Genomic DNA, 23517 nt, shown 5'->3' with positions numbered 1-23517 from the left:
AGGGCTGAAAATTGGCCCGGACCCCGCTGCTCGGTCGCCGCAGGAGCTCGAGCGGGAGCTCGGATCGCCCCGGGCCCCGCCGATCGGTCGCCGCGGGGGCTCGGACGGCTTGGGTCAGATCTTGGCGAGGACCTTGGTCAGGAGGTCGCCCATGGCCGTGGCCGAGTCGCGGCCGGCCTGGAGGACCTCCTCGTGGTTGAGGGGTTCGCCGGACAGGCCCGCCGCCAGGTTCGTGACGAGGGAGATGCCGAGGACCTCGGCGCCCGCCTCCCGGGCCGCGATGGCCTCCAGGGTGGTGGACATGCCGACGAGGTCCGCGCCGAGGATGCCGGCCATCCGGACCTCCGCGGGCGTCTCGTAGTGCGGGCCCGTGAACTGGGCGTACACGCCCTCCTCCAGGCTCGGGTCGATCTCCTTGCAGAGGGCGCGGAGCCGGGGGGAGTACAGGTCGGTGAGGTCGACGAAGTTGGCGCCGACGATCGGCGAGGCCGCCGTCAGGTTGATGTGGTCCGAGATCAGGACCGGCTGCCCCGGGCGCATGCCCTGGCGCAGACCGCCGCAGCCGTTGGTGAGCACGATGGTCTTGCAGCCCGCGGCGGCGGCGGTGCGTACGCCGTGCGCGACGGCGGCGACGCCCCGGCCCTCGTAGAAGTGCGTACGGCCCAGGTAGACCAGGGCGCGCTTCTCGCCGACCTGGTACGAGCGGACCGTGCCGCCGTGGCCGGCCACGGCCGCGCCGGTGAAGCCGGGCAGCTCGGTGAAGGGGAACTCGGCGGCGGGCTCGCCCAGCGCCTCGGCGGCCGGCGCCCAGCCGGAGCCCATCACGAGGGCGACGTCGTGGGTCTCGGCGCCCGTCAGCTCGCGCAGCCGCGCGGCTGCGGCGTCGGCGGCGGCGTACGGGTCTGCCAGGACGTGGTCCGGAGTAAGAGAAGCGTTCACGCCGACGAGAGTAGCCTGTCGTTGCCTACGCGCGTAGATGTCGGAGGTCACGTCCTTGTGATCGTTGCCTTGTCGTTTCCGACGAAAGACCGCCCACGGGACCGCCCCCGGGGCCGGCGCGGAGCGCCTCAGCAGGGCCTTTTGCGCAGTTCCATCGAGTAGTCGTGCGGCGCGCCCGCCGACTCCGCCGCGTCCGCGATCTCACCCAGGTACCGCGCGGAGGGCAGCCCGCCCTCGTAACCGTTCAGTACGTACACCCACGCGGGTTCCTCGCCCTCCAGGGTGTCCACGCGGACCCGCATCCGCCGGTAGATGTCGAGACCGACGCCCTCCCAGCGGTCCATCGAGTCCTCGTCCATCGGGGCGATGTCGTACAGCGCGACGAAGACCTGCGAGCGCGGCGCCTCGACGATGGTCGCGAGCGCGCCCTCCCAGCCCATGTGCTCGCCCCCGAACGTGAGCCGCCAGCCGTTCAGCCAGCCGGTCGCGCGCAGCGGCGAGTGCGGGGCGCGGCGCGTCATGAGCCGCGCGTCGAGATTGCCGGCGTACGCGGCGTAGAGCGACATGGGACCGAGCGTACGTCAGACGGCCCACGAGTCCCGTGAGTAACCGAAGCACCCCTCTTAAGAGGGGATACGCGTTTTTCCGCTCCGCGCGGGGGCCGCACGGGGGCCCCGGCTCGGTGCGTACTTGAAGCGTGCGGGACAATGGGGCATGTGACTCGGATCGTGATCATCGGTGGCGGACCTGGCGGATACGAGGCGGCGTTGGTGGCCGCGTCCCTCGGCGCGGAGGTGACCGTCGTCGACTGCGACGGTCTGGGCGGGGCGTCGGTGCTCACCGACTGCGTGCCGTCCAAGACTCTGATCGCCACGGCCGAGGTGATGACCACCTTCGACTCCTCGTACGAAGAGCTCGGCATCATCGTCGAGGACGACACCCCCGACCCGGACTCCCCGGCCCGCGTCGTCGGCGTGGACCTCGGCAAGGTCAACCGCCGGGTGAAGCGCCTCGCGCTCGCCCAGTCCCACGACATCACCGCTTCCGTCACCCGCGCGGGCGCGCGCGTGCTGCGCGGCAAGGGCCGCCTCGACGGCCAGCAGGCGCTCGACGGCTCCCGCAAGGTGATCGTCACCGCCGCCGACGGCAGCGAGGAGACCCTCGTCGCCGACGCGGTGCTCATCTGTACGGGCGGCCACCCGCGCGAGGTGCCGGACGCGCAGCCCGACGGCGAGCGCATCTTCAACTGGACGCAGGTGTACGACCTGGACGAGCTCCCCGAGGAGCTCATCGTGGTCGGCTCCGGTGTCACCGGTGCCGAGTTCGCCGGCGCCTACCAGGCGCTCGGTTCCAAGGTCACCCTCGTCTCGTCCCGCGACCGCGTGCTGCCCGGCGAGGACCCGGACGCCGCGGCCGTCCTGGAGGACGTGTTCCGGCGCCGCGGCATGAACGTCATGGCCCGCTCGCGCGCCGCGTCCGCCAAGCGCGTCGGCGACCGCGTCGAGGTGACGCTCTCCGACGGCCGGGTCATCTCCGGTACGCACTGCCTGATGGCGGTCGGCGCGATCCCCAACAGCGCGGACCTCGGCCTGGAGGAGGCGGGCGTCAAGCTGAAGGAGTCGGGCCACATCTGGACCGACAAGGTCAGCCGTACCACCGCTCCCGGCGTGTACGCGGCCGGTGACGTGACCGGTGTCTTCGCGCTCGCGTCCGTCGCCGCGATGCAGGGCCGCATCGCGATGTACCACTTCCTGGGCGACGCGGTGACGCCGCTGAACCTCAAGACGGTCTCGTCGAACGTCTTCACCGACCCCGAGATCGCGACCGTCGGCTACACGCAGGCCGACGTCGACGCCGGGAAGATCGACGCCCGCGTCGTCAAGCTGCCGCTGCTGCGCAACCCGCGCGCGAAGATGCAGGGCATCCGGGACGGCTTCGTCAAGATCTTCTGCCGGCCGGGCACCGGCATCGTGGTCGGCGGTGTGGTCGTCGCGCCGCGCGCTTCGGAACTGATCCATCCCATCTCGATCGCGGTCGACAACAATCTGACCGTCGAGCAGATCGCGAACACGTTCACCGTGTACCCCTCGCTGTCGGGCTCGATCGCCGAAGTCGCGCGTCAGCTCCACACGCGGAAGATCGCCGAAGAGGGCTGATCATCCCCAACGGGCCGCAGGTCACGGTGAGTTGCGGCCCATGCGCGGGGCATAGGCGCGGTGGATAGGCGGTCGTTCGCGCCTATACCACTTCAGCCCTTCCTGTGCGAACAGAATCTGTAATTCGGCGCAAACTGCTGAAAGCAGACGGTCGTTGGGGTTACTGTCAGTTTCGTGTTCGCTGCAGAACGTCGTCAACTGATCCTCGAAATGGTGCGAGCCAACGGAGCCGTTTCGCTCCGTGAGCTCGCCCGCGTCGTCCAGACCTCTGAAGTGACCGTACGGCGGGACGTGCGCGCACTGGAGGCAGAAGGACTCCTCGACCGCCGGCACGGCGGTGCGGTATTGCCGGGCGGATTCACGCGGGAGTCCGGCTTTCCGCAGAAGTCACATCTCGCGACCGCAGAGAAGACGGCCATCGCCGATCTCGCCGCGGGTCTCGTCGAAGAGGGCGAGGCCATCGTGGTGGGCGCGGGGACGACCACGCAGGAGCTGGCCCGCCGGCTCGCGCGTGTGCCGGGCCTGACCGTCGTCACCAACTCGCTCCTGGTGGCGCAGGCGCTCGCGCACGCCAACCGGGTCGAGGTCGTCATGACCGGTGGCACGCTGCGGGGTTCCAACTACGCGCTGGTGGGCAGCGGTGCGGAGCAGTCCTTGCAGGGGCTGAGAGTCTCGCGCGCCTTCCTGTCCGGCAGCGGGCTGACCGCCGAGCGCGGGCTGTCCACGTCCAACATGCTGTCGGCGTCCGTCGACCGGGCGCTCGTGCAGGCCGCGTCCGAGGTCGTCGTGCTCGCGGACCACTCCAAGCTCGGTACGGACACGATGTTCCAGACCGTGCCGACGGATGTGATCACGCGGCTCGTGACCGATGAGCCGCCGGCGCATGACGACCGGGCCGCGACGGAGCTTCAGGCGCTCGCCGATCAGGGGGTGCAGGTCGCGGTCGCGGGGGCGGAGGACCCTTCCGGGGGCGGTGAGGCCGTTGCCGCGCGGCAGCAGAGGCGGGATGTGCCGTTGCCGGGGCAGCGGAGGACCCTTCCGGGGGGTGGGCATCCCTTGCGTTCGACGGCCCTCGAAGCGCCGCCGGAGCGTACGGCCCGCGTGGCGGATCTCCGCCGCCGATGACCCCACCCGGCGTCACACCCACGGGGCTCCGCCCCGGACCCCGCTGCTCAATCGCCGCAGGGGCTCAAAAACCGGGGCTCTGCCCCGCACCCCGCTCCTCAATCGCCGGAGGGGCTCAATCCCTCAAGCCCGGCGGCGATTGAGCCCCTCAAGCCCGGCGGCGGTTGAGCCCTTCAACCCCGGCGGCGGTTGGGCCTTTCGAGCCCGGCGGCGGTTGAGCCTTTTAAGCCCCTCCGGCGATTGAGGAGCGGGGTCTGGGGCGGAGCCCCAGGGGGTTATGCCGTGATGCCGCGCAGGGTGAGGCGCAGGAGGCGGTCCGCCAGTGCCGGGTCCGACGGAGTCTCCTCCGCCGCGAGGGCAATCGCATTGGTCAACTGCAGGAGGTCCGTGATGGAGATGTCCTGCCGCACCGTCCCCGCCCCCTGCGCCCGCGCCAACAACGCCTGCCCCGCCTCCCGCATGGGATCACTGCACCGCGCGAGCGCCGAACTCGCGTCCTGCGACGCCGACATGAGGGCCCGCGACAGCCCCCGGTACTCACTCGCGTGCGTGATGATCTCGCGCAGCCAGGTGACCAGCGCCGCGCACGGCTGCGGAGCGTCGAGCAGCGCCCGCGACCGGGCCAGCAGATCGTTCACCGCTTCCTCGAAGACGGCGCTCATCAACGCGTGCCGGTTCGGGAAGTGCCGGTACAGCGTGCCGATACCGACCCCGGCCGCCCGCGCCACCTCCTCCAGGGACGCCCCCGTGCCGTGCTCGGCGAACGCGATCCGGGCCTGCGCGAGCAGCCGCTCGTAGTTGCGGCGCGCGTCCGCACGCATCCGGCGCGAGCGGTCGTGCTCGGCTGTCGTCATCGGGCCTCCCTTGGCGGCTCGGGCCTTCAAGGATGCCCGATGGTCCCGCCGGGGCGGTGCGGAGGGATCGCCACCGCAGTAGCGTCGACGAAGAGGGCGCGGGCAGCAGACGTCCTGGAGCACCGCATGGACATCAGTGACACGGACCGGCGAGGAGTACGGCAGCTCCTCGGGGAGCTCGAAGAGGCCGGGGACATGGCCGAGTTGCGCGCCCGCGCCGTCAGGGGGCTCGCCCGGCTGATCCCGGCGGACGGCGCCCAGTGGTACCACTTCGCCGCCCGCGACGGCTCCGTACGGGCCCTCGCGCTGCCCGCCGAGTCCTTCCACGCCGATCCCGCCGTCATCTACGACCACCCCGTGGACCACCCGCTGACCGAACCCATGCTCGTCCTCGGCACGGGCGGCGCCTGGCGGGTCAGCGATGTCGCGGCCGACCGCGACTGGCGCCGCACCCACTGCTACAACCTGGACTTCCGCCCCTTCGGCATGCGCCGCCACCTCGTCGCCGCCGGCCGCGACGGCACCGGAGTCTCCGGGTACGCGCTGGTGCGCGGCGGCGCCGACTTCACCGAGGAGCAGCGGGACCTGCTCGCCTACGTCCAGCCCCGCATCGCCGCGGCGGAAGACCTGTTGGCCGAGCGGCAGCGGATGTACGCGCTGGTCTCCGCCGCCCTCGCGGCCGTCGGCAGACCGGGGCAGGGCGTCGCCGCGCTGGCCCCCGACGGGGCCGTGCGGGCGCTGGACGCCGTCGCGGCGGAGCTGCTGCCGCGCCTCGTCGACGACCCGCGGATCACCCACGCCGCCCGCGGCGCCTTCCGGACCCACGACGTCGACGTACGGGTGGTGGAGTGCGCCGTGCCCGACGTGCCGTGGCTCCTGCTGCTGCGCGATCTCGCGCCGGGCCGGGCCGCCGCCCGCGCGCTGGGCCTGACCGAACGCGAACACCGCACCCTGGAGCACATCGACGCCGGCCGCACCCCCGCCGAGGCGGCCCGCGCGATGGGGATCTCGCTGACGACCGTACGCGGCTACGTGGCGTCCCTGCACCGCAAGTTGAACGCCGGGCACACGGCGGCGCTGCTGCGCACGGGACGCGAGACGGGGCTCCTGCGGGAGTGAGCGCCCCTCAGAATTGACGGATGGCCCGGCCGGGGCCCGCCCCGCTTCACTGGTGGCATCCAGTGGCATTTACGGGCATCAGGGGGAACGCCATGACCGCCACACCGTCACCCGCGCACGTACCCGCCGCCTCCGCTCCGGGCGCCGCCGCCGAACGCGTCCGCCCGCTGCGGGGCCTGATGGCCGCCGTCCTCGTGCTCGGGCCGCTGCTCTTCATCGTCGCCTCGCTGCTGTCCCCGTACGACATGACGGAGGACAGGACGGCGCGGCTCGTCGCCGACATCGCCGCCAACGAGGGCCGGGAGAAGGCGGCCGCCTGGGTGTGGCTGGCCATGGGGTTCCTGATGGTCGCCGCGATCCTGCTGGCCTGCGTGTACGTGATGGCGCGCTCCCCGAAGCTGGGACTCGCCGGGCTGCTGCTCTTCGGGGGCGGCGTCATCGCCGTCAACGGCACACCCTCGTACGACTTCATCACCCTGGCCGGTCTCGACAAGGGCGTCGAGCAGAGCGCGATCGTGCGGATCATCGACGGCACCGACGGCCTGCCGATGCTGGCGGTCGCCGGGGGCTGGTTCATCGGCGGCATCGTCATCGGGGCTGTCGTCCTCGGCATCGGACTGCTGCGCAGCCACGCCGTGCCCGCGTGGGCGGCCTGGGTGCTGATCGCCTCCATGCCGGTGAACGTCGTCGGCTGGATGACGGGCGTCCCGGCCCTCGCGTACGCCGGGTTCGCGCTGCTGACCCTCGCCTTCGCCGTGCTCGCCCTGGACATCGCACGGCACGGCACCGGGTGGGTACGGCAGGTGCCCCAGGGGTGAGTCCAGGAACGGCCGAGGGCCCGTCGACCGGTGCGGTCGACGGGCCCTCGGCGGATGCCGTTGGTGCGGCGTCAGTCCTTGATCTCGCAGATCGCGGCGCCCGACGTGAGGGACGCGCCGATCTCGGCGGACAGGCCCTTGATGGTGCCCGACTTGTGGGCGTTCAGGGGCTGTTCCATCTTCATGGCCTCCAGGACGACGATCAGGTCGCCCTCCTTGACCTCCTGGCCCTCCTCGACCGCGATCTTGACGATCGTGCCCTGCATCGGGGAGGCGAGGGTGTCGCCGGAGACCGCCGAGCCGGACTTCTTCGCGGCGCGGCGCTTGGGCTTGGCACCGGCGTTGAGGCCGGTGCGGGCCAGGGACATGCCCATGCCCGCCGGGAGGGAGACCTCCAGGCGCTTGCCGCCGACCTCGACCACGATGTTCTCGCGGCCCGCCTCGTCCTCGTCCTCACCGGCCGCCGGGGCGGCGAACGGCGGAATGTCGTTGACGAACTCGGTCTCGATCCAGCGCGTGTAGACCGTGAACGGGTCCTCGCTGCCGGTCAGTTCGGGCGCGAACGCCGGGTCGGTGACGACCTTGCGGTGGAACGGGATGGCGGTGGCCATGCCCTCGACCTCGAACTCGGCGAGCGCGCGGGCGGCCCGCTGGAGGGCCTCCTTGCGGGTGCGGCCGGTGACGATCAGCTTGGCGAGCAGCGAGTCCCACGCCGGGCCGATGACCGAGCCGGACTCGACGCCCGCGTCCAGGCGGACACCCGGACCGGCCGGGCCCTCGAACTTGGTGACGGTGCCGGGGGCGGGGAGGAAGTTGCGGCCCGGGTCCTCGCCGTTGATGCGGAACTCGAAGGAGTGGCCGCGCAGTTCGGGGTCGCCGTAGCCGAGCTCCTCGCCGTCGGCGATCCGGAACATCTCGCGCACGAGGTCGATGCCGGCGACCTCCTCGGTGACCGGGTGCTCGACCTGGAGCCGGGTGTTGACCTCCAGGAAGGAGATCGTGCCGTCGGCGCCGACGAGGAACTCGACGGTGCCCGCGCCGACGTAGCCGGCCTCCTTGAGGATCGCCTTCGACGACGCGTACAGCTGCTCCAGCTGCGCGTCGTTGAGGAACGGCGCCGGGGCCTCCTCGACGAGCTTCTGGTGGCGGCGCTGGAGCGAGCAGTCACGGGTGGAGACGACGACCACGTTGCCGTGGGTGTCGGCCAGGCACTGCGTCTCGACGTGGCGCGGCTTGTCGAGGTAGCGCTCGACGAAGCACTCGCCGCGGCCGAACGCGGCGACGGCCTCGCGCACCGCGGAGTCGTACAGCTCGGGAACCTCTTCGAGGGTGCGGGCGACCTTCAGGCCGCGACCGCCGCCACCGAAGGCGGCCTTGATCGCGATCGGCAGGCCGTGCTCCTCGGCGAACGCCACGACCTCGTCGGAGCCCGAGACCGGGTCCGGGGTGCCGGCGACCAGCGGGGCGCCGGCGCGCTGCGCGATGTGCCGGGCGGCGACCTTGTCGCCGAGGTCGCGGATGGCGTGCGGCGGCGGGCCGATCCAGATCAGGTCCGCGTCGAGGACGGCCTGGGCGAACTCGGCGTTCTCCGACAGGAATCCGTAGCCGGGGTGGATCGCGTCCGCGCCGGAGTCCTTCGCGGCCTGGAGCACCTTGGCGATGTCCAGGTAGCTGGTGGCCGGGGTGTCCCCGCCAAGGGCGAAGGCCTCGTCGGCCGCGCGGACGTGCAGAGCGTCCCGGTCCGGATCGGCGTAGACGGCAACGCTCGCGATCCCGGCGTCCCGGCACGCCCGGGCCACGCGGACAGCGATTTCGCCACGGTTGGCGATGAGCACCTTGCGCACGATGGCTCCCTCCTTGCTGTGTCTTCCCGGGGACTTTCCCCATGTGCGGCGAAGCCGCGGGCCCCGGACCCCCGGCCGTGCTCGCCCGAGCCGGGGCGGTCGGCGGGTCACCATGAAGCTTGACTCACTGAAACAAGCTGAGTTTAGGGACTGCCGACACGGCGCCACGACCCGCCCTCAAGGGTGAGCTTGCCCACACGGAGTGTCACTCGGGGGTCGCTCGACCCGTGGAATCCCTTGTCGCGCCTGGATACGCGCGACCGCTCACGGCAACCCTAGCCCGCCTCTGTGGCCAAGGTCTCTGTGAGACCGCGCTGCGCCCCGTCGGCTTTCTTTGTGGAGTCCCTACGAATGGCCCAACGAATCTTTGCCTTCGCCTGAACCTCGACAGAACCCTTGTACGGAGGTTTACCCGTTAGTAGCCTCCGGGATGTCTTGACCGTACTAGCGGTAACAGTGGGCGGAAGCGGGGTGGGACCGGTGGCACGCAGGCCGGTGGCGTGGGTGGCCGCGATCGTGTTGTTCGCGGAGGCGTTGGGCATCGCCCTTCTGAACTGGTTCCTCGGCCTGGTGGTGGACCGTCAGGACATGTCGCTGGCCGGGCTGGACCCGCGGGCGATGTCGGTGGGCGCGTGGATCGCGGGCGGCCTGTTCGGGCTCTACCTGGCGCTGTGCGGGTTCGTCCTGGTGCGCGTCGCGGTCGCCGACCGGGCGCCCGCCGGGTTCGGGCGGATCCTGCTGATCAGCGCGGCCGTGGTGCACGGGCTGCTCGGCGCGTTCACGATCGGCCTCGTGGGCTGGCTCAGCTTCGTGTTCATGATGGTCGTGCTCGCCCTGCTCGTGCTGACCCTCGTCGCGTACGACCGGCACGAGCACGAGCAGGGGGAGCGGCGGCCGGAGCCGGACGCTCCCGCGCCGGGCGGGCCCGCTACTCCGCCGGCGCCCACAACTCCGTGATGCCCACGCCCAGTTCGCCCAGCAGGCGGCGCAGCAGCGGCAGCGACAGGCCGATCACGTTGCCGTGGTCGCCGTCGATGCCGTCGATGAACGGGGCGGAGCGGCCGTCCAGGGTGAACGCGCCCGCCACGTAGAGGGGTTCGCCCGTCGCCACGTACGCGGCGATCTCCGCGTCGCTCGGCTCGCCGAAGCGGACGACGGTGGAGGCGGTGGCGGAGACGTACCGGCCGGACGTCGTGTCGTACACGCAGTGGCCGGTCTGGAGCGTGCCGGCGCGGCCGCGCATCGACTTCCAGCGGGCGGTGGCCTCCTCGGCGTCGGCCGGCTTGCCGAGCGCCTCGCCGTCGAGGTCGAGCACGGAGTCGCAGCCGATGACGACGGCGCCGCCCGCCTCGGGCCGGGCCGCGACCACGGAGGCCTTGGCCTCGGCGAGGGCGAGGGCGAGTTCGGCGGGCGTCGGGGCCGTCACGGCGTCCTCGTCGACCCCGCTGACGATCACCTCGGGGGCGAACCCGGCCTGCCGCAGCAGACCGAGACGGGCGGGGGACTGGGAGGCCAGGATCAGGCGGCGTGGAGCAGTCATGCGGCTCAGGTTATCCACGGTGCCGCTACCCGAATCCCAGCATCAGGAACAGCGCGACCATGGCGAGAGCCACGACCAGCCCCGCGCGCCGCAGCATCGCCTGCGTTTCGCGGAGCTCCTCTGGGGGCTCGTCATGGGGGTCGGACCACAGCACATGTCCGATGGTGCGGCGTGCGCGAGCGGGGCGCCTGAGTACGCGTACTCAGGCGCCCCGCTGCGAAAGGACTAATTCACTCCGGCCGGTACGCGCTCACGCGGGCCAGTACGTCCGCGACCAGCTCGACGCCCCCGGCGCCGGCAGCCGGTGCCGGGCGATGCGGGAGGGGTCCGACCACGCGTCCCGGCCCGTCGCCGCGGCCGGGGCGTCCGGGACCGCCGCGGCGCGCGCCTGGACCACCGCCAGTGCGGCGGCCAGCTCCTCGGGGGTCGGATTGCCCCGTACGACCTTGATCATCACAGCGGCGCTCCTTACAGCGGGATGTTGCCGTGCTTCTTCGGGGGCAGTGATTCCCGCTTCGTGCGCAGCTGACGCAGGCCGCGCACGACGTGCGAGCGGGTGTCGGAGGGCATGACGACCGCGTCGATGTAGCCGCGCTCGGCCGCCGTGTACGGGTTGAGGAGGGTGTCCTCGTAGTCCTGGATGAGGCGCGCCCGCGTCTCCTCGACGTTCCCGTCGGCCTCGGCCGCGGCGATCGTCTTGCGGTGCAGGATGTTGACCGCGCCCTGCGCGCCCATCACGGCGATCTGGGCGGTCGGCCAGGCCAGGTTGAGGTCGGCGCCCAGGTGCTTGGAGCCCATGACGTCGTACGCGCCGCCGAAGGCCTTGCGCGTGATGATCGTGATGAGCGGGACGGTGGCCTCGGCGTACGCGTAGATCAGCTTGGCGCCGCGCCGGATGATGCCCTCGTGCTCCTGCTCGACGCCGGGCAGGAAGCCGGGGACGTCGACGAAGGTCAGCACCGGGACGTTGAACGCGTCGCACGTGCGGACGAACCGCGCGGCCTTCTCGCTCGCGTGGATGTCGAGGCAGCCGGCGAACTGCATCGGCTGGTTGGCGACGATGCCGACCGGGTGGCCCTCGACCCGGCCGAAGCCGGTGATGATGTTCGGCGCGAACAGCGCCTGCGTCTCGAAGAAGTCGGCGTCGTCCAGGACGTGCTCGACGACCGTGCGCATGTCGTACGGCTGGTTCGCGCTGTCCGGGATGAGCGTGTCGAGCTCGCGGTCCTCGTCGGTGAGCTCCAGGTCCGCCTCCTCGGGGAAGGCGGGCGGCTCGCTCAGGTTGTTCGACGGCAGGTAGGACAGCAGCGACTTGACGTACTCGATGGCGTCCTTCTCGTCGCCCGCCATGTGGTGCGCGACACCGGAGCGCGAGTTGTGCGCGCGGGCGCCGCCCAGCTCCTCGAAGCCGACGTCCTCACCGGTGACCGTCTTGATGACGTCCGGTCCGGTGATGAACATGTGCGAGGTCTGGTCGACCATGACCGTGAAGTCGGTGATGGCGGGCGAGTACACGGCGCCGCCGGCACACGGGCCGACGACCAGGCTGATCTGCGGGATCACGCCCGACGCGTGCGTGTTGCGGCGGAAGATCTCGCCGTACATGCCGAGGGCCATGACGCCCTCCTGGATGCGGGCGCCGCCGGAGTCGTTGATGCCGATGACCGGGCAGCCGGTCTTCAGCGCGAAGTCCATCACCTTCATGATCTTCTGCCCGAAGACCTCGCCGAGGGCCCCGCCGAAGACGGTGAAGTCCTGCGAGAACACGGCCACCGGGCGGCCGTCGACCGTGCCGTATCCGGTCACGACGCCGTCGCCGTACGGCTTGTTGGCGTCCAGGCCGAAGTCCGTGGAGCGGTGCCGGGCGAACTCGTCCAGCTCCACGAAGGAGTCCTCGTCGAGCAGCAGCTCGATCCGCTCACGTGCGGTCAACTTGCCTTTGGCGTGCTGCTTCTCGACCGCGCGGGCCGACCCGGCGTGGGTCGCCTCGTCGATCCGGCGCCGCAGATCCTCGATCTTGCCTGCGGTGGTGTGGATGTCGATCTGCGCTGTCGGCTGTTCCAACTCGGACATCGGGACGCGGCTCCCTGCCTGCTTCGACGCTGCTCAAGGGGGGCGGATTCGGGGACGGTTCGGGGGACGGATCACTGAAGGGGAGTGGGGCTACTGATTCGTAGCGTAGTGGCCTGAATACCGTTCAGCAGTGCGGTCTTTGCCACACCTAGGCTGGGTTGCATGACGCCGCGAGATGGTTCAGACGTACCCGCCAACCCCTGGTCCGACCTGGACCGACCCCCGCTGGGGGTGACGGGGCTGCGGAGGTCCCTCGTACGGGAAGGGGGACTGTGGTCGTCCGTGGAGGTGGTGGGGAGTACGGGGTCCACCAACACGGATCTGGTGCGGCGGGCCACGGACGGGCCCGTCGCGGAGGGCACCGTGCTCGTCGCCGAGGAGCAGAGCGCGGCACGCGGGCGGCTCGACCGGCGCTGGTCGGCTCCGCCGCGGTCCGGGCTGTTCTTCTCGGTGCTGCTCAAGCCCGGGGAACACGAGGTGCCGGTGGCGCGGTGGGGGTGGCTGCCGCTGCTCACGGGGGTCGCGGTCGCCACGGCGCTGTCCACGTCGGCCGGGGTCGACACGGGGCTGAAGTGGCCGAACGACGTGCTGCTGACGGTCGACGGCGAGGAGCGCAAGGCCGGGGGCATCCTGCTGGAGCGGGCCGGGGCCGACGCGGTGGTGCTCGGGGTCGGGCTCAACGTGTCGCTGCGCCAGGACGAGCTGCCGGTCCCCACGGCGGGGTCGCTGGCGCTGGCCGGGGCGAAGGTGACGGACCGGGAGCCGATTCTGCGGGCGGTGCTGAGGTCGCTGGAGCGGTGGTACGTGGAGTGGTGTGCGGCGGAGGGGGATCCGGGGTTGTCGCGGTTGCAGGAGACGTACGCGGCGGGGTGCGTGACGCTGGGCCGCGAGGTGCGGGCGATTCTGCCGGGGGACCGGGAGCTGGTGGGGGAGGCGGTCGCCGTGGACGGTGACGGTCGTCTCGTGATCTCCGCGGAGGGTGGGGTGCGGGAGGCGGTCGGGGCGGGCGACATCGTGCACCTGCGTCCGGCGTAGGCCGTTCCGGCCCCTCGTCGGGTTGCGGTCTCCCGTGGTTGCGCGCGCAGTTCCCCGCGCCCCTTACGCATGCGGCTGCGCCGCTGCTCCAGGGCGCCCCGGGGATGGCGCACGGAGTGCGCCTTTCAGGGGCGCGGGGAACTGCGCACCCCGGCCACGGGTGGCTCGCACCGGTATCGGCCTGGGGCGCGGCTCCCGGGCACCCGCACTCGCGCCGCCGCAACGCACGGCTCCCCGAGGGCGTGGACGGAGTGACGTGGGGCACAGGGGCTGCCGTAGAGTTGAGCGCGGTCGATACCTGACCGCGGCAGATCGGAAGGGCAGCAGGCGTGACCGTCGACGACTCGGGCTCCGGCACGGGCTCCCCCACCGACCCCGATGAGCCGGAGGGAGCCGAAGAGGAGACCGATGACCCTCTCGCCCTGCGGCTCGAAGGGCTGATCCTCGGGGCCGAGCGCAGATACACCCCGTTCCAGGCGGCCCGCAGCGCGGGCGTCTCCATGGAACTGGCCTCCCGGTTCTGGCGGGCCATGGGCTTCGCCGACATCGGCCAGGCCAAGGCCCTCACCGAGGCCGACGTCCTCGCCCTGCGCCGCCTCGCCGGACTCGTGGAGGCGGGGCTGCTGAGTGAAGCCATGGCCGTGCAGGTCGCCCGGTCCACCGGACAGACCACCGCCCGCCTCGCCGAATGGCAGATCGACTCGTTCCTGGAGGGCCTCACCGAGCCCCCGGAACCGGGCATGACCCGCACCGAGGTCACGTACCCCCTGATGGAACTGCTCCTGCCGGAGCTGGAGGAGTTCCTCGTCTACGTGTGGCGGCGCCAGCTCGCCGCGGCCACCGGACGCGTCGTCCAGGCCGGTGACGACGAGGAGATGGTCGACCGTCGGCTCGCCGTCGGCTTCGCCGACCTCGTCGGCTTCACGCGGCTGACCCGCCGCATGGAGGAGGAGGAGCTCGGCGAACTCGTCGAGGCCTTCGAGACCACCGCCGCCGACCTCGTCGCCGCGCACGGCGGCCGCCTCATCAAGACCCTCGGCGACGAGGTCCTGTACGCCGCCGACGACGCGGGCATCGCCAGCGAGATCGCGCTGCGCCTGATCGAGACGATGAGCAACGACGAGACGATGCCGGAACTCCGCGTCGGCCTCGCGTTCGGCACGGTCACCACCCGCATGGGCGATGTCTTCGGTTCGACCGTGAACCTCGCGAGCCGCCTCACGTCGATAGCGCCCCGGGACAACGTGCTGGTCGACGGCGCCTTCGCCGAGGAGCTGATCCGGATCGGCGAGGCCCCCACCTCGGAGGCGGAGGCCGCCGCCGAGGCGCAGAAGGCGAAGGAGGACGGCGAGGAACCGCCGTCGTACCGGTTCGCCCTCCAGCCCATGTGGCAGCGCCCCGTCCGCGGCCTCGGCGTCGTCGAGCCCTGGACGCTGACCCGCCGCACCTGAGACCCTTCCGTTAACCATCGTTAACGGAAGGGCGGGTCATGGGTGACGAGCGGCGGTTCGGGGAGTTCGTGGCGGTGCGGTCCCACGAGGAGGGCGCGGTCGCCGAGATGGTGCTCGACCGTCCCAAGGCCATGAACGCCGTGTCGACCGACATGGCCCGCTCGCTCACCGAGGCGTGCGACTGGCTGGCGGGGGCCGAGGGGCGCGGTGTCCGGGCCGTCGTCCTCACCTCCAGCGCCGAGCGCGCCTTCTGCGTCGGCGCCGACCTCAAGGAGCGCAACTCCCTCTCCGACGCCGAACTGCTGCGCCAGCGGCCCGTCACCCGCGCCGCGTACACCGGCGTCCTGGAGCTGCCGATGCCGACGGTCGCGGCCGTGCACGGGTTCGCGCTCGGCGGCGGCTTCGAGCTGGCGCTCGCCTGCGACCTGATCGTGGCCGACGCGACCGCCGTGGTCGGCCTGCCCGAGGTGTCGGTCGGCGTGCTCCCCGGCGGCGGGGGCACGCAGCTGCTGCCGCGCCGCGTCGGGGCGGCGCGGGCCGCCGAGCTGATCTTCACGGCGCGCCGTGTGGAGGCGGCCGAGGCGGGGGAGCTGGGGCTGGTCGACCAGGTCGTCGCGGCGGGTGCGGACCGGGCCGAGGCGTTGGCGCTGGCCGCGCGGATCGCCGTGAACTCCCCGGTGGGCCTGCGTGCCTCGAAGAAGGCCCTCCGCCTCGGACACGGTCTCGACCTGCGCACCGGTCTTGAGGTCGAGGACGCGGCCTGGCGCTCCGTGGCCTTCTCCGCCGATCGCGCCGAGGGCGTCACCGCCTTCAACGAGAAGCGCGCCCCGCGCTGGCCCGCGGAGTGAAACCCCGGGGCTCCGCCCCGGACCCCGCGCCTCAAACGCCGGCGGGGCTGTGAACAGCCCTGCCTCCGCCTCACGGAGCGTGACCGGAGGCCACCCGAAGGGGTGTGCGTAATTCACCGAAATGCCGGAATCATCCTTACGCTGGACCCGTGGCAGAGGACATCCGGCTACGCGCCGTGGTGACGCTCGCGCAGGGCATGGCCGCTGCGCGGACCCCGCGCGACTCCTGGCGGGCCGCCGCACTCGGCGCCTGCCGCGCCCTGTCCGGCAACTTCGCCGCCCTCTCCATGTGGGAACGCGAACGCGGCCGTCTCCGCGTCCTCGTCAACGTGGGAGACCTCGCGGCGGGCGAGGAGGAGTTCCCCGAGGCGGAGGCCTACCCCGTGCACCGGTTCCCGGAGATCACCGAGTTCCTGCACGAGCGGTGGGCCAAGGGCGGCGAGCCGGACGCCTGGGTCGAGACGGCCGAGGGTCCCGTGGACGGCGCCGGCTACTGCCACCAGCGGGTCGCCGCCCTGCGCCGCAGGGGCCGCGGCTGCTGTGTCGTCGCGCCGATCGTGCTGCACGGCCGGGCCTGGGGCGAGCTGTACGTCGCCCGCCCGGCCGGCGCCGCGGTCTTCGGCCGGGACGACGCCGACTTCGCCACGGTGCTCGCCGCGGTCGTCGCCGCCGGCATCGCGCAGACCGAGCGCCTGGAGGAGGCGCGGCGGCTCGCCTTCACCGACGCCCTGACCGGCCTCGCCAACCGGCGCGCGGTCGACATACGCCTCGACGAGGCCGTGGAGCGGCACCGCGCCGACGGCTCCGTGGTCAGCCTCGTCGTCTGCGACGTCAACGGCCTGAAGCGGGTCAACGACACCCTCGGGCACGCGGCCGGGGACCGGCTCCTCGAACGGTTCGGCTCCGTGCTCTCGCTGTGCGGGGCGATGCTGCCGGGGGCGCTCTCGGCACGGCTCGGCGGCGACGAGTTCTCGCTGGTCGCCGTGGGTCCGTCGGCCGACGACGTGGTGCGGGTCGGCGGCGAGATCTGCTCCCGCGCCGCCGAGCTGGACCACGGCGAGGGGGTCGCCTGCGGGATCGCGTCGACCGGGGACCCGATCGGCGAGGTCACCAGCGCGCGGCGGCTGTTCCGGCTCGCGGACGCGGCCCAGTACAAGGCGAAGGCGCAGCGCGCGGCGGAGCCGGTGGTGGCCGGGCGGGACGGCGGCCTCGACGACCCGGTGGTCCGGCTCGCGGACTCCCCGCCGCCCACGGGCGAGGGGGAGCGGCGGCGGATCAGGGGCCGGGAGCCGCGGACGTGACGGTCGCGCGGCGGTAAGGGGCCGTCCCGGAACTCGGTCGTGACATCCAGAGATTCACTGCGTACGCTCCTGAATATGGATATGCACACTGTGGTGGTGGGGACCACCGGGGTCACCGCAGCCGATGTCGTCGCCGTCGCGCGCCAGGGCGCCCGTGTCGAACTCTCCGACGAGGCCGTGGCCGCGCTCGCCGCGGCCCGCGAGATCGTCGACGCGCTCGCCGCCAAACCGGAACCCGTCTACGGCGTCTCCACCGGATTCGGCGCGCTCGCCACCCGGCACATCAGCCACGAGCTGCGCGCCCAGCTCCAGCGCAACATCGTGCGCTCGCACGCCGCCGGGATGGGCCCGCGCGTGGAGCGCGAGGTGGTGCGCGCGCTGATGTTCCTGCGCCTGAAGACGGTCTGCTCCGGCCACACCGGCGTACGCCCCCAGGTCGCGCAGACCATGGCCGACGTGCTGAACGCGGGCATCACCCCGGTCGTCCACGAGTACGGCTCCCTCGGCTGCTCCGGCGACCTCGCCCCGCTCTCGCACTGCGCGCTCGCGCTGATGGGCGAGGGCGACGCGGAGGGCCCCGACGGTACGGTGCGGCCCGCGGGCGAACTGCTCGCCGAGCACGGCATCGCCCCCGTCGAACTGCGCGAGAAGGAGGGCCTCGCCCTCCTCAACGGCACCGACGGCATGCTCGGCATGCTGGTCATGGCGCTCGCCGACCTCGACAACCTCTACAAGGCCGCCGACATCACCGCGGCCCTCTCCCTGGAGGCGCTGCTCGGCACGGACAAGGTGCTGCGGCCCGAGCTGCATGCCATCCGCCCGCACCCGGGCCAGGCCGCCTCCGCCGCCAACATGCTGGCGGTGCTCGCGGGTTCCGGCCTCACCGGCCACCACCAGGACGACGCGCCGCGCGTGCAGGACGCGTACTCGGTGCGGTGCGCCCCGCAGGTCGCGGGCGCCGGCCGGGACACCATGGCGCACGCCCGCCTGGTCGCCGACCGGGAGCTGGCGTCGGCCGTCGACAACCCGGTCGTCCTGCCCGACGGCCGCGTCGAGTCCAACGGCAACTTCCACGGCGCCCCGGTCGCCTACGTCCTCGACTTCCTCGCCATCGCCGCGGCGGACCTCGGCTCGATCGCCGAACGGCGCACGGACCGGCTCCTCGACAAGAACCGCTCGCACGGGCTGCCGCCGTTCCTCGCGGACGACGCGGGCGTGGACTCCGGCCTGATGATCGCCCAGTACACGCAGGCGGCGCTGGTCAGCGAGTTGAAGCGGCTCGCGGTCCCGGCGTCGGCGGACTCCATCCCGTCCTCGGCGATGCAGGAGGACCACGTCTCGATGGGCTGGTCCGCGGCCCGCAAGCTGCGTACGGCGGTCGACAACCTGACCCGGGTCGTAGCGGTCGAGTTCTACGCGGCGTCCCGCGGCATCGAACTCCGCGAGGGCCTCACCCCGGCCCCCGCCTCCGCCGCCGCCCTCACGGCGGCCCGCGCGGCGGGCGTCCAGGGCCCCGGCCCGGACCGCTTCCTGGCCCCGGACCTGGCGGCCGCGGACGCGTTCGTACGAACCGGTGCGCTCGTCGCGGCAGTTGAGAAGGTCACCGGCCCGCTGGGCTAGCCCTCAGGAGCGGCAAGGGGGGCGGCGCTACATCTCGTACGCCCGCCCCCTGCGGACCGAGAACGCGACGAATCCGACGCCCACGCCGAGGAACACCGAGCCGCCGACCACGTACGGCGTCGTGTCCACCTGACCCGTGTCGGCAAGCCGGAGTTGGCGGTCGGACTGCTCGGACACCACCGTCGCGGTGCGCTGCTCGTCTGCATGCGCGAAGTGCTCGGGGGTAGCCGTGGCCGTGGGAACGAACCACAGGGCGCCGAGGACGGCCGCGGCGGCGGTGGCGGTGAACAGTGATCGACGTGCGGCTGACACGGAAGCGATCCCCCCTGTGGCGCTGGCGAATTGGCCGTGTGCCACTGATGTTAGTGAAAGACGCGGGTCACAGGAAAGTCACGGGTCGGATGGGCCGTACGCTCCGGCCATGAGTACTGATGAGACGTCACGCTTTGTTCGGCTGAAGGTGGAATTGATCCTGGAGGTCGAGGACGCGGAGGCGTTGACCGGGGCCGCGTTGCAGCGGATCGCGCAGGACGAGGGGCCCGCGGAGGGCGCCGGCGACGGGGGCGAGGAGCGGGCCCGCGCGGTGAGCGCCGTGGAGGAGGACGAGGCCGAGGCGGTCGCGTATCTCGTGGATCCCTTCGATCTCGTCGCCGACGTTCCGGGGGCCGAGCTGGTGCAGGCCTCCTGGTCCAGCGAGCAGGTCGACTACGACCCCGACTCGCCGGATTGGGATCTCGACGAGGATGATGGGGACAGGGATGTGGCGGGGGACGACTGAGGGCGGCGTGTAACGGGTCCTGAATCGGGAACCCTGGGCGGCAACCGTTGTCCGGGGTTTCGTCGTCCCTGGTGAGGGGAGTTCCGGAAGTGGTCTCGCCCACATCGGCGGTTCCGTGGGAACGGGACGAACCGGTCATGGCGTTGAGTGGGGTACGGGGAGACCTGTGTGTCCTCCCGGGCCCGCTGTCGACCGTACTCGGGGCGGTCGAGGGCCGGTCATCCGGCGAAGTCGGGAAATTCGGCGACTATGGAGAAGCGTGTGATAACGGACGGTAAGCGGCGCAAGGGCCTGATGGCCGCGTCCGCCCTGCTCGGCGGAGTGCTCGTGCTGACGGCCTGTGGCGGCGGCGACAGCGAGGGCGGCTCGGGCAAGAAGGAGTCGCAGGCGCAGGCCGACGAGGCCGCGGCGAAGAAGACCTCTGAGGCCGACATCAAGATCGCGCCGAAGGACGGCTCCGACAACGCGAGCATCAACAACGCCGCGAAGGTCACCGTGAGCAAGGGCACGCTCACCGACGTCGCCATGACCACGTCGGACGGCACCGAGGTCGCGGGCCAGCTCTCGGCCGACAAGAAGAGCTGGAAGCCCACCAACCAGCTGGAGCGCGCGACGACGTACAAGATCGCCGCGGAGGCGAAGGACTCGGACGGCCGCGCGGCCCACGAGAACTCGCAGTTCACGACGGTGTCGCCGGCGAACAGCTTCATCGGCAACTTCACGCCGGAGGACGGTTCGACCGTCGGCGTGGGCATGCCCGTGTCGATCAACTTCGACAAGGCGATCAGCAACAAGGCCGACGTGCAGAGCCACATCACCGTGTCCTCCAGCAGCGGCCAGGAGGTCGTCGGCCACTGGTTCAACGACACCCGGCTCGACTTCCGCCCCGAGGACTACTGGAAGGGCGGCTCCACCGTCACGCTGAAGCTCGCCCTGGACGGGGTCGAGGGCGCGGACGGCGTGACCGGTGTCCAGCAGAAGACGGTCTCGTTCAAGATCGGGCGCAACCAGGTCTCCACGGTCGACGCCAAGACCAAGATGATGACCGTCACGCGGGACGGGAAGACGGTCAAGACCATCCCGATCTCCGCCGGCTCGCCCGAGAACAAGACGTACGAGGGTCAGATGGTGATCTCCGAGAAGTTCAAGGAGACCCGGATGAACGGTGCGACGGTCGGCTTCACGGACGACGACGGCAAGGGCGAGTACGACATCAAGGACGTGCCGCACGCGATGCGTCTGTCGAACTCCGGCACGTTCATCCACGGCAACTACTGGGGCGCGAAGTCGATCTTCGGTTCCACGAACACCAGCCACGGCTGTGTCGGCCTCCAGGACGCCAAGGGCGCCAATGACAGCAGCACGCCGGGCGCCTGGTTCTACGACAACTCGATGGTCGGCGACGTGGTCGTCGTCAAGAACACCGGCGACAAGACCGTCCAGCCGGACAACGGGCTGAACGGCTGGAACATGAGCTGGTCGCAGTGGACGGCGGGGTCCGCCGAGTAACCACGGGCCCCACCCGGCAGCGGGTCTCATTCCGTTCTCATCGAGACCTCACGCAACCCTTACAACGCCGCCATACCGTTTCGCCGCAGCGGGAGCCGGAGCGTCACCGACGCTCCGGCTCCCGCTGATTCCTGATCAAACGCCCTCTTCTGTGTGGGCCGTCATCGGCGAGGCTTCGATGTTCTTCACCTATCTCCGGCGTGAGCTGCGCCGCCGCAGAAAGGCGGCGCTCGTCGTCGCCTCCGGGCTGGCGCTCGGGATCGCGCTCGTCATCGTGGTCAGCTCGGTGTCCTCCGGCATGAGCAGGGCGCAGGACAAGGTCCTGCAGTCGCTGTACGGCCTCGGTACCGACATGACCGTCACCAAGGCGGCGAGCGCGCCGAAGTCCGGCGACGACTCGGGCCGGCCCCGGTTCGAGTTCGACGCCAAGGACAGCGGCGACGACGAGGAGCAGTCCAGCGACCGGGTGATGGTGCAGGGCTTCCAGACCCTCGCCGACTCCACCGTCACGAAGGTCGCCGACCAGAAGGGCGTCGCCGACACGGTCGGCGGGCTCAGCCTCCAGGTGATGAAGGTCAGCGGCCAGTTCACGCGCGGCCAGTTCCAGCAGGGCGGGAGCGGCGGCGGCTCGGGGGGCGGACCCGGCGGCCAGAACGGCGGCGGCGAGGGCGGCCAGTCCCAGGGCCGTGTCCAGGGCGGCGGCGCCAACTTCGACGTCAACTCCTACTCGGTCTTCGGCACCGACGTCACCCGGCAGGACCTCGGCCCGCTGACCTCCTCGAAGATCACCAAGGGCCGCACCTTCAAGACCTCCGAGACGAACGCGAAGGTCGCCGTCGTCGACTCCGCGTACGCCAAGGAGAAGAAGCTCGCCGTCGGTGACAAGGTCACCGTCAAGGGCACGAAGTACAAGGTCATCGGCGTCGCGACCGCCGACAGCGGGGACGCCGCCGCCAACGTGTACCTGCCGCTGAAGCAGGCCCAGACGCTCGCGGACAGCAAGAACAAGGTGACGACGGTCTACGTCAAGGCGACCGACTCGCAAGCGATCGACGCCGTGAAGGCGACGATCCAGAAGAACATCAGCGGCACCACCGTCACCACCTCCGCCGACCTCGCCGACACCGTCTCCGGCTCCCTGTCGACCGCCTCGAACCTCGCCTCCAACGTCGGCAAGTGGCTGTCCATCGCCGTCCTCGTCGCCGCCTTCCTGGTGGCGGGCCTGCTCACCTCCTCGGCCGTGTCCCGGCGCGTCCGCGAGTTCGGCACGCTCAAGGCGCTCGGCTGGAAGTCGGGCCGCGTCACCCGGCAGGTCGTCGGCGAGGCCGTCGTCAACGGTCTGATCGGCGGCGTCCTCGGCATCGCCGTCGGCCTCGCGGGCGCCTACGCCGTGACCGCGATCAGCCCCACCCTCTCCGCCCAGCTCGGCGGCGGCACCGGTGGCGGCGGGGGCATGGGCGGCGGCCCCGGTGGCGGCGGATTCGGCGGAGGCGGTGGCGGCGGCATGCGCCAGGCGGCCGGCGGCGGGGCGAAGACCCTCGACATCGCGCTCAGCGCCCCGGTCTCCGCCACGACCATCGCCCTCGCGGTCGGCCTCGCCGTCGCGGGCGGTCTGATCGCCGGTGCCTTCGGCGGCTGGCGGGCCTCCCGGCTGCGCCCGGCCGACGCCCTGCGCCGCGTCGAGTAGCGGCACTGGTCACGCCACCCACCTTCCGTAGTACAGGAGTTGCACCATGTATCAGCTCAAGGGCGTCACCAAGCAGTACCGGCGCGGCAAGGACACCGTCGACGCGCTCGCGGGCGTCGACCTCGCCATCGGCGACGGCGACCGGCTCGTCATCCAGGGGCCGACCGGCGGCGGCAAGTCGACGCTGCTCCAGATGCTCGGCGGGCTCGACCGGCCCACCGCGGGCAGCATCGAGCTCGACGGCACCGACCTGGCGAAGCTGCCGGAGGCGCGGCTCACCAAGGTCCGCGCCGAGTCCATCGGCTTCGTCTTCCAGTCCTTCAACCTCATCCCGACGCTGAACGCGCTGGAGAACGTCGAGACCGCGCTCGTACCGCTCGGCCTCAAGAGCGCCGAGCGGCGCGAGCGGGCCGCCGAGGCGCTGACGTCCGTCGGCCTCGGCGAGCGGCTGCGGCACCTGCCGTCGGAGATGTCCGGCGGCCAGCAGCAGCGCGTCGCCATCGCCCGCGCCCTCGTCAAGAACCCGAAGGTGCTGCTCGCCGACGAGCCCACCGGCAACCTCGACGAGTCGATGCGCGACGAGATCATGGACGTGCTGGAGGAGCGCTGGAAGGAGCACGGTCTGACGTTCGTGATGGTGACCCACGACTCGGCGATCGCGAAGAAGGCCCCGCGCCTCGCGACGATCAAGAGGGGGCGGATCACGGTCACGGAGAACGCCGCCGCCTGACCGCGACAGCCCGCCCAGGGGTGGCCGGACGACGCCGTCCGGCCACCCCTGAGGTGTCCCTGGGGCGCCCCCGAGGTGAATTACGTTCCT

General features: G+C 71.7%; 23 protein-coding genes. 14 read left to right on the top strand and 9 right to left on the bottom strand.

Annotation, left to right across the window (positions count from 1 at the left end; translation table 11 throughout):
- Positions 1–114: 114 nt before the first annotated feature.
- Complete coding sequence (locus ACYBSK_RS32880; RefSeq protein WP_457480904.1) at positions 115–939, bottom strand: purine-nucleoside phosphorylase; 825 nt, start codon at positions 937–939, stop codon at positions 115–117.
- A 128-nt stretch (positions 940–1067) separates the two neighbouring features.
- A complete protein-coding gene (locus ACYBSK_RS32875; protein ID WP_457480903.1) occupies positions 1068–1505 on the bottom strand; it encodes a gamma-glutamylcyclotransferase in 438 nt (145 codons plus the stop codon).
- Positions 1506–1646: 141 nt separating this feature from the next.
- Here ACYBSK_RS32875 and ACYBSK_RS32870 point away from each other — a divergent pair, with 141 nt between their 5' ends.
- Both ACYBSK_RS32870 and ACYBSK_RS32865 read left to right on the top strand, forming a co-directional pair.
- Positions 1647–3095, top strand: a complete 1449-nt coding sequence (locus tag ACYBSK_RS32870; protein WP_457480902.1) for an NAD(P)H-quinone dehydrogenase — start codon at positions 1647–1649, stop codon at positions 3093–3095.
- 210 nt (positions 3096–3305) lie between these two features.
- A complete protein-coding gene (locus tag ACYBSK_RS32865; protein WP_460247144.1) occupies positions 3306–4220 on the top strand; it encodes a DeoR/GlpR family DNA-binding transcription regulator in 915 nt (304 codons plus the stop codon).
- A 275-nt stretch (positions 4221–4495) separates the two neighbouring features.
- On the opposite strand, the gene ACYBSK_RS32860 is transcribed toward ACYBSK_RS32865, so the two are convergent.
- Positions 4496–5041 carry a TetR/AcrR family transcriptional regulator gene (locus ACYBSK_RS32860; protein WP_457481934.1) on the bottom strand — a complete coding sequence of 182 codons (546 nt, stop codon included), beginning with the start codon at positions 5039–5041 and terminating at the stop codon, positions 4496–4498.
- A 159-nt stretch (positions 5042–5200) separates the two neighbouring features.
- Between ACYBSK_RS32860 and ACYBSK_RS32855 the strand changes: the two genes are divergently transcribed.
- Together ACYBSK_RS32855 and ACYBSK_RS32850 are read left to right on the top strand one after the other, a co-directional pair.
- A complete protein-coding gene (locus tag ACYBSK_RS32855; protein ID WP_460244282.1) occupies positions 5201–6193 on the top strand; it encodes a response regulator transcription factor in 993 nt (330 codons plus the stop codon).
- Positions 6194–6285: 92 nt separating this feature from the next.
- A complete protein-coding gene (locus ACYBSK_RS32850; RefSeq protein WP_460244281.1) occupies positions 6286–7011 on the top strand; it encodes a hypothetical protein in 726 nt (241 codons plus the stop codon).
- A 71-nt stretch (positions 7012–7082) separates the two neighbouring features.
- On the opposite strand, the gene ACYBSK_RS32845 is transcribed toward ACYBSK_RS32850, so the two are convergent.
- The gene (locus tag ACYBSK_RS32845) at positions 7083–8855 is read right to left on the bottom strand and encodes an acetyl/propionyl/methylcrotonyl-CoA carboxylase subunit alpha (protein WP_460244280.1); all 1773 of its coding nucleotides are present in this window, start codon (positions 8853–8855) and stop codon (positions 7083–7085) included.
- Between the two features lie 471 nt (positions 8856–9326).
- Here ACYBSK_RS32845 and ACYBSK_RS32840 point away from each other — a divergent pair, with 471 nt between their 5' ends.
- Positions 9327–9812: a hypothetical protein gene (locus tag ACYBSK_RS32840; RefSeq protein ID WP_460244279.1), complete on the top strand. Its 486-nt coding sequence runs from the start codon at positions 9327–9329 to the stop codon at positions 9810–9812.
- On the opposite strand, the gene ACYBSK_RS32835 is transcribed toward ACYBSK_RS32840, so the two are convergent.
- The 4 genes from ACYBSK_RS32835 to ACYBSK_RS32820 form a co-directional block, all read right to left on the bottom strand.
- The gene (locus ACYBSK_RS32835) at positions 9784–10395 is read right to left on the bottom strand and encodes a nucleoside triphosphate pyrophosphatase (protein ID WP_460244278.1); all 612 of its coding nucleotides are present in this window, start codon (positions 10393–10395) and stop codon (positions 9784–9786) included. The two genes, ACYBSK_RS32840 and ACYBSK_RS32835, sit on opposite strands and share 29 nt — an antisense overlap.
- A gap of 25 nt (positions 10396–10420) precedes the next feature.
- A complete protein-coding gene (gene mmpB, locus ACYBSK_RS32830; RefSeq protein WP_457480896.1) occupies positions 10421–10549 on the bottom strand; it encodes a morphogenic membrane protein MmpB in 129 nt (42 codons plus the stop codon).
- Positions 10550–10645: 96 nt separating this feature from the next.
- Positions 10646–10852, bottom strand: a complete 207-nt coding sequence (locus tag ACYBSK_RS32825; protein ID WP_457480895.1) for an acyl-CoA carboxylase subunit epsilon — start codon at positions 10850–10852, stop codon at positions 10646–10648.
- 11 nt (positions 10853–10863) lie between these two features.
- The gene (locus ACYBSK_RS32820) at positions 10864–12468 is read right to left on the bottom strand and encodes an acyl-CoA carboxylase subunit beta (protein WP_457480894.1); all 1605 of its coding nucleotides are present in this window, start codon (positions 12466–12468) and stop codon (positions 10864–10866) included.
- Between the two features lie 162 nt (positions 12469–12630).
- On the opposite strand from ACYBSK_RS32820, the gene ACYBSK_RS32815 reads away from it, so the two are divergent.
- The 5 genes from ACYBSK_RS32815 (at position 12631) to hutH (ending at position 18723) form a co-directional block, all read left to right on the top strand.
- On the top strand, positions 12631–13503 hold the full coding sequence (locus ACYBSK_RS32815) for a biotin--[acetyl-CoA-carboxylase] ligase (protein WP_460244277.1): 873 nt from the start codon (positions 12631–12633) through the stop codon (positions 13501–13503).
- A 329-nt stretch (positions 13504–13832) separates the two neighbouring features.
- A complete protein-coding gene (locus ACYBSK_RS32810; RefSeq protein WP_457480892.1) occupies positions 13833–14954 on the top strand; it encodes an adenylate/guanylate cyclase domain-containing protein in 1122 nt (373 codons plus the stop codon).
- Positions 14955–14992: 38 nt separating this feature from the next.
- Positions 14993–15802: an enoyl-CoA hydratase/isomerase family protein gene (locus ACYBSK_RS32805; protein WP_460244276.1), complete on the top strand. Its 810-nt coding sequence runs from the start codon at positions 14993–14995 to the stop codon at positions 15800–15802.
- 149 nt (positions 15803–15951) lie between these two features.
- Positions 15952–17103: a GGDEF domain-containing protein gene (locus ACYBSK_RS32800; protein WP_460244275.1), complete on the top strand. Its 1152-nt coding sequence runs from the start codon at positions 15952–15954 to the stop codon at positions 17101–17103.
- Between the two features lie 81 nt (positions 17104–17184).
- Complete coding sequence (hutH, locus tag ACYBSK_RS32795) at positions 17185–18723, top strand: histidine ammonia-lyase (RefSeq protein WP_457481933.1); 1539 nt, start codon at positions 17185–17187, stop codon at positions 18721–18723.
- A gap of 27 nt (positions 18724–18750) precedes the next feature.
- On the opposite strand, the gene ACYBSK_RS32790 is transcribed toward hutH, so the two are convergent.
- On the bottom strand, positions 18751–19035 hold the full coding sequence (locus tag ACYBSK_RS32790; protein WP_457480889.1) for a hypothetical protein: 285 nt from the start codon (positions 19033–19035) through the stop codon (positions 18751–18753).
- Positions 19036–19144: 109 nt separating this feature from the next.
- Between ACYBSK_RS32790 and ACYBSK_RS32785 the strand changes: the two genes are divergently transcribed.
- From ACYBSK_RS32785 to ACYBSK_RS32770, 4 genes are all read left to right on the top strand, one after another.
- Entirely contained in the window at positions 19145–19501 is a 357-nt protein-coding gene (locus ACYBSK_RS32785; protein WP_457480888.1) for a hypothetical protein, read from the top strand.
- A gap of 249 nt (positions 19502–19750) precedes the next feature.
- The gene (locus ACYBSK_RS32780) at positions 19751–21010 is read left to right on the top strand and encodes a L,D-transpeptidase (protein ID WP_457480887.1); all 1260 of its coding nucleotides are present in this window, start codon (positions 19751–19753) and stop codon (positions 21008–21010) included.
- A 178-nt stretch (positions 21011–21188) separates the two neighbouring features.
- Positions 21189–22697 (top strand): ABC transporter permease, encoded by a 1509-nt coding sequence (locus ACYBSK_RS32775; protein ID WP_460244274.1) that lies wholly within the window; start codon positions 21189–21191, stop codon positions 22695–22697.
- A gap of 46 nt (positions 22698–22743) precedes the next feature.
- Positions 22744–23427 (top strand): ABC transporter ATP-binding protein, encoded by a 684-nt coding sequence (locus tag ACYBSK_RS32770; RefSeq protein WP_460244273.1) that lies wholly within the window; start codon positions 22744–22746, stop codon positions 23425–23427.
- The last annotated feature ends 90 nt before the right edge of the window (positions 23428–23517 follow it).

Source organism: Streptomyces sp. BYX5S (assembly GCF_054724165.1).
The sequence above is the reverse complement of the archived record's forward strand: the minus strand, read 5'-3'. Positions and strand labels throughout refer to the sequence as shown.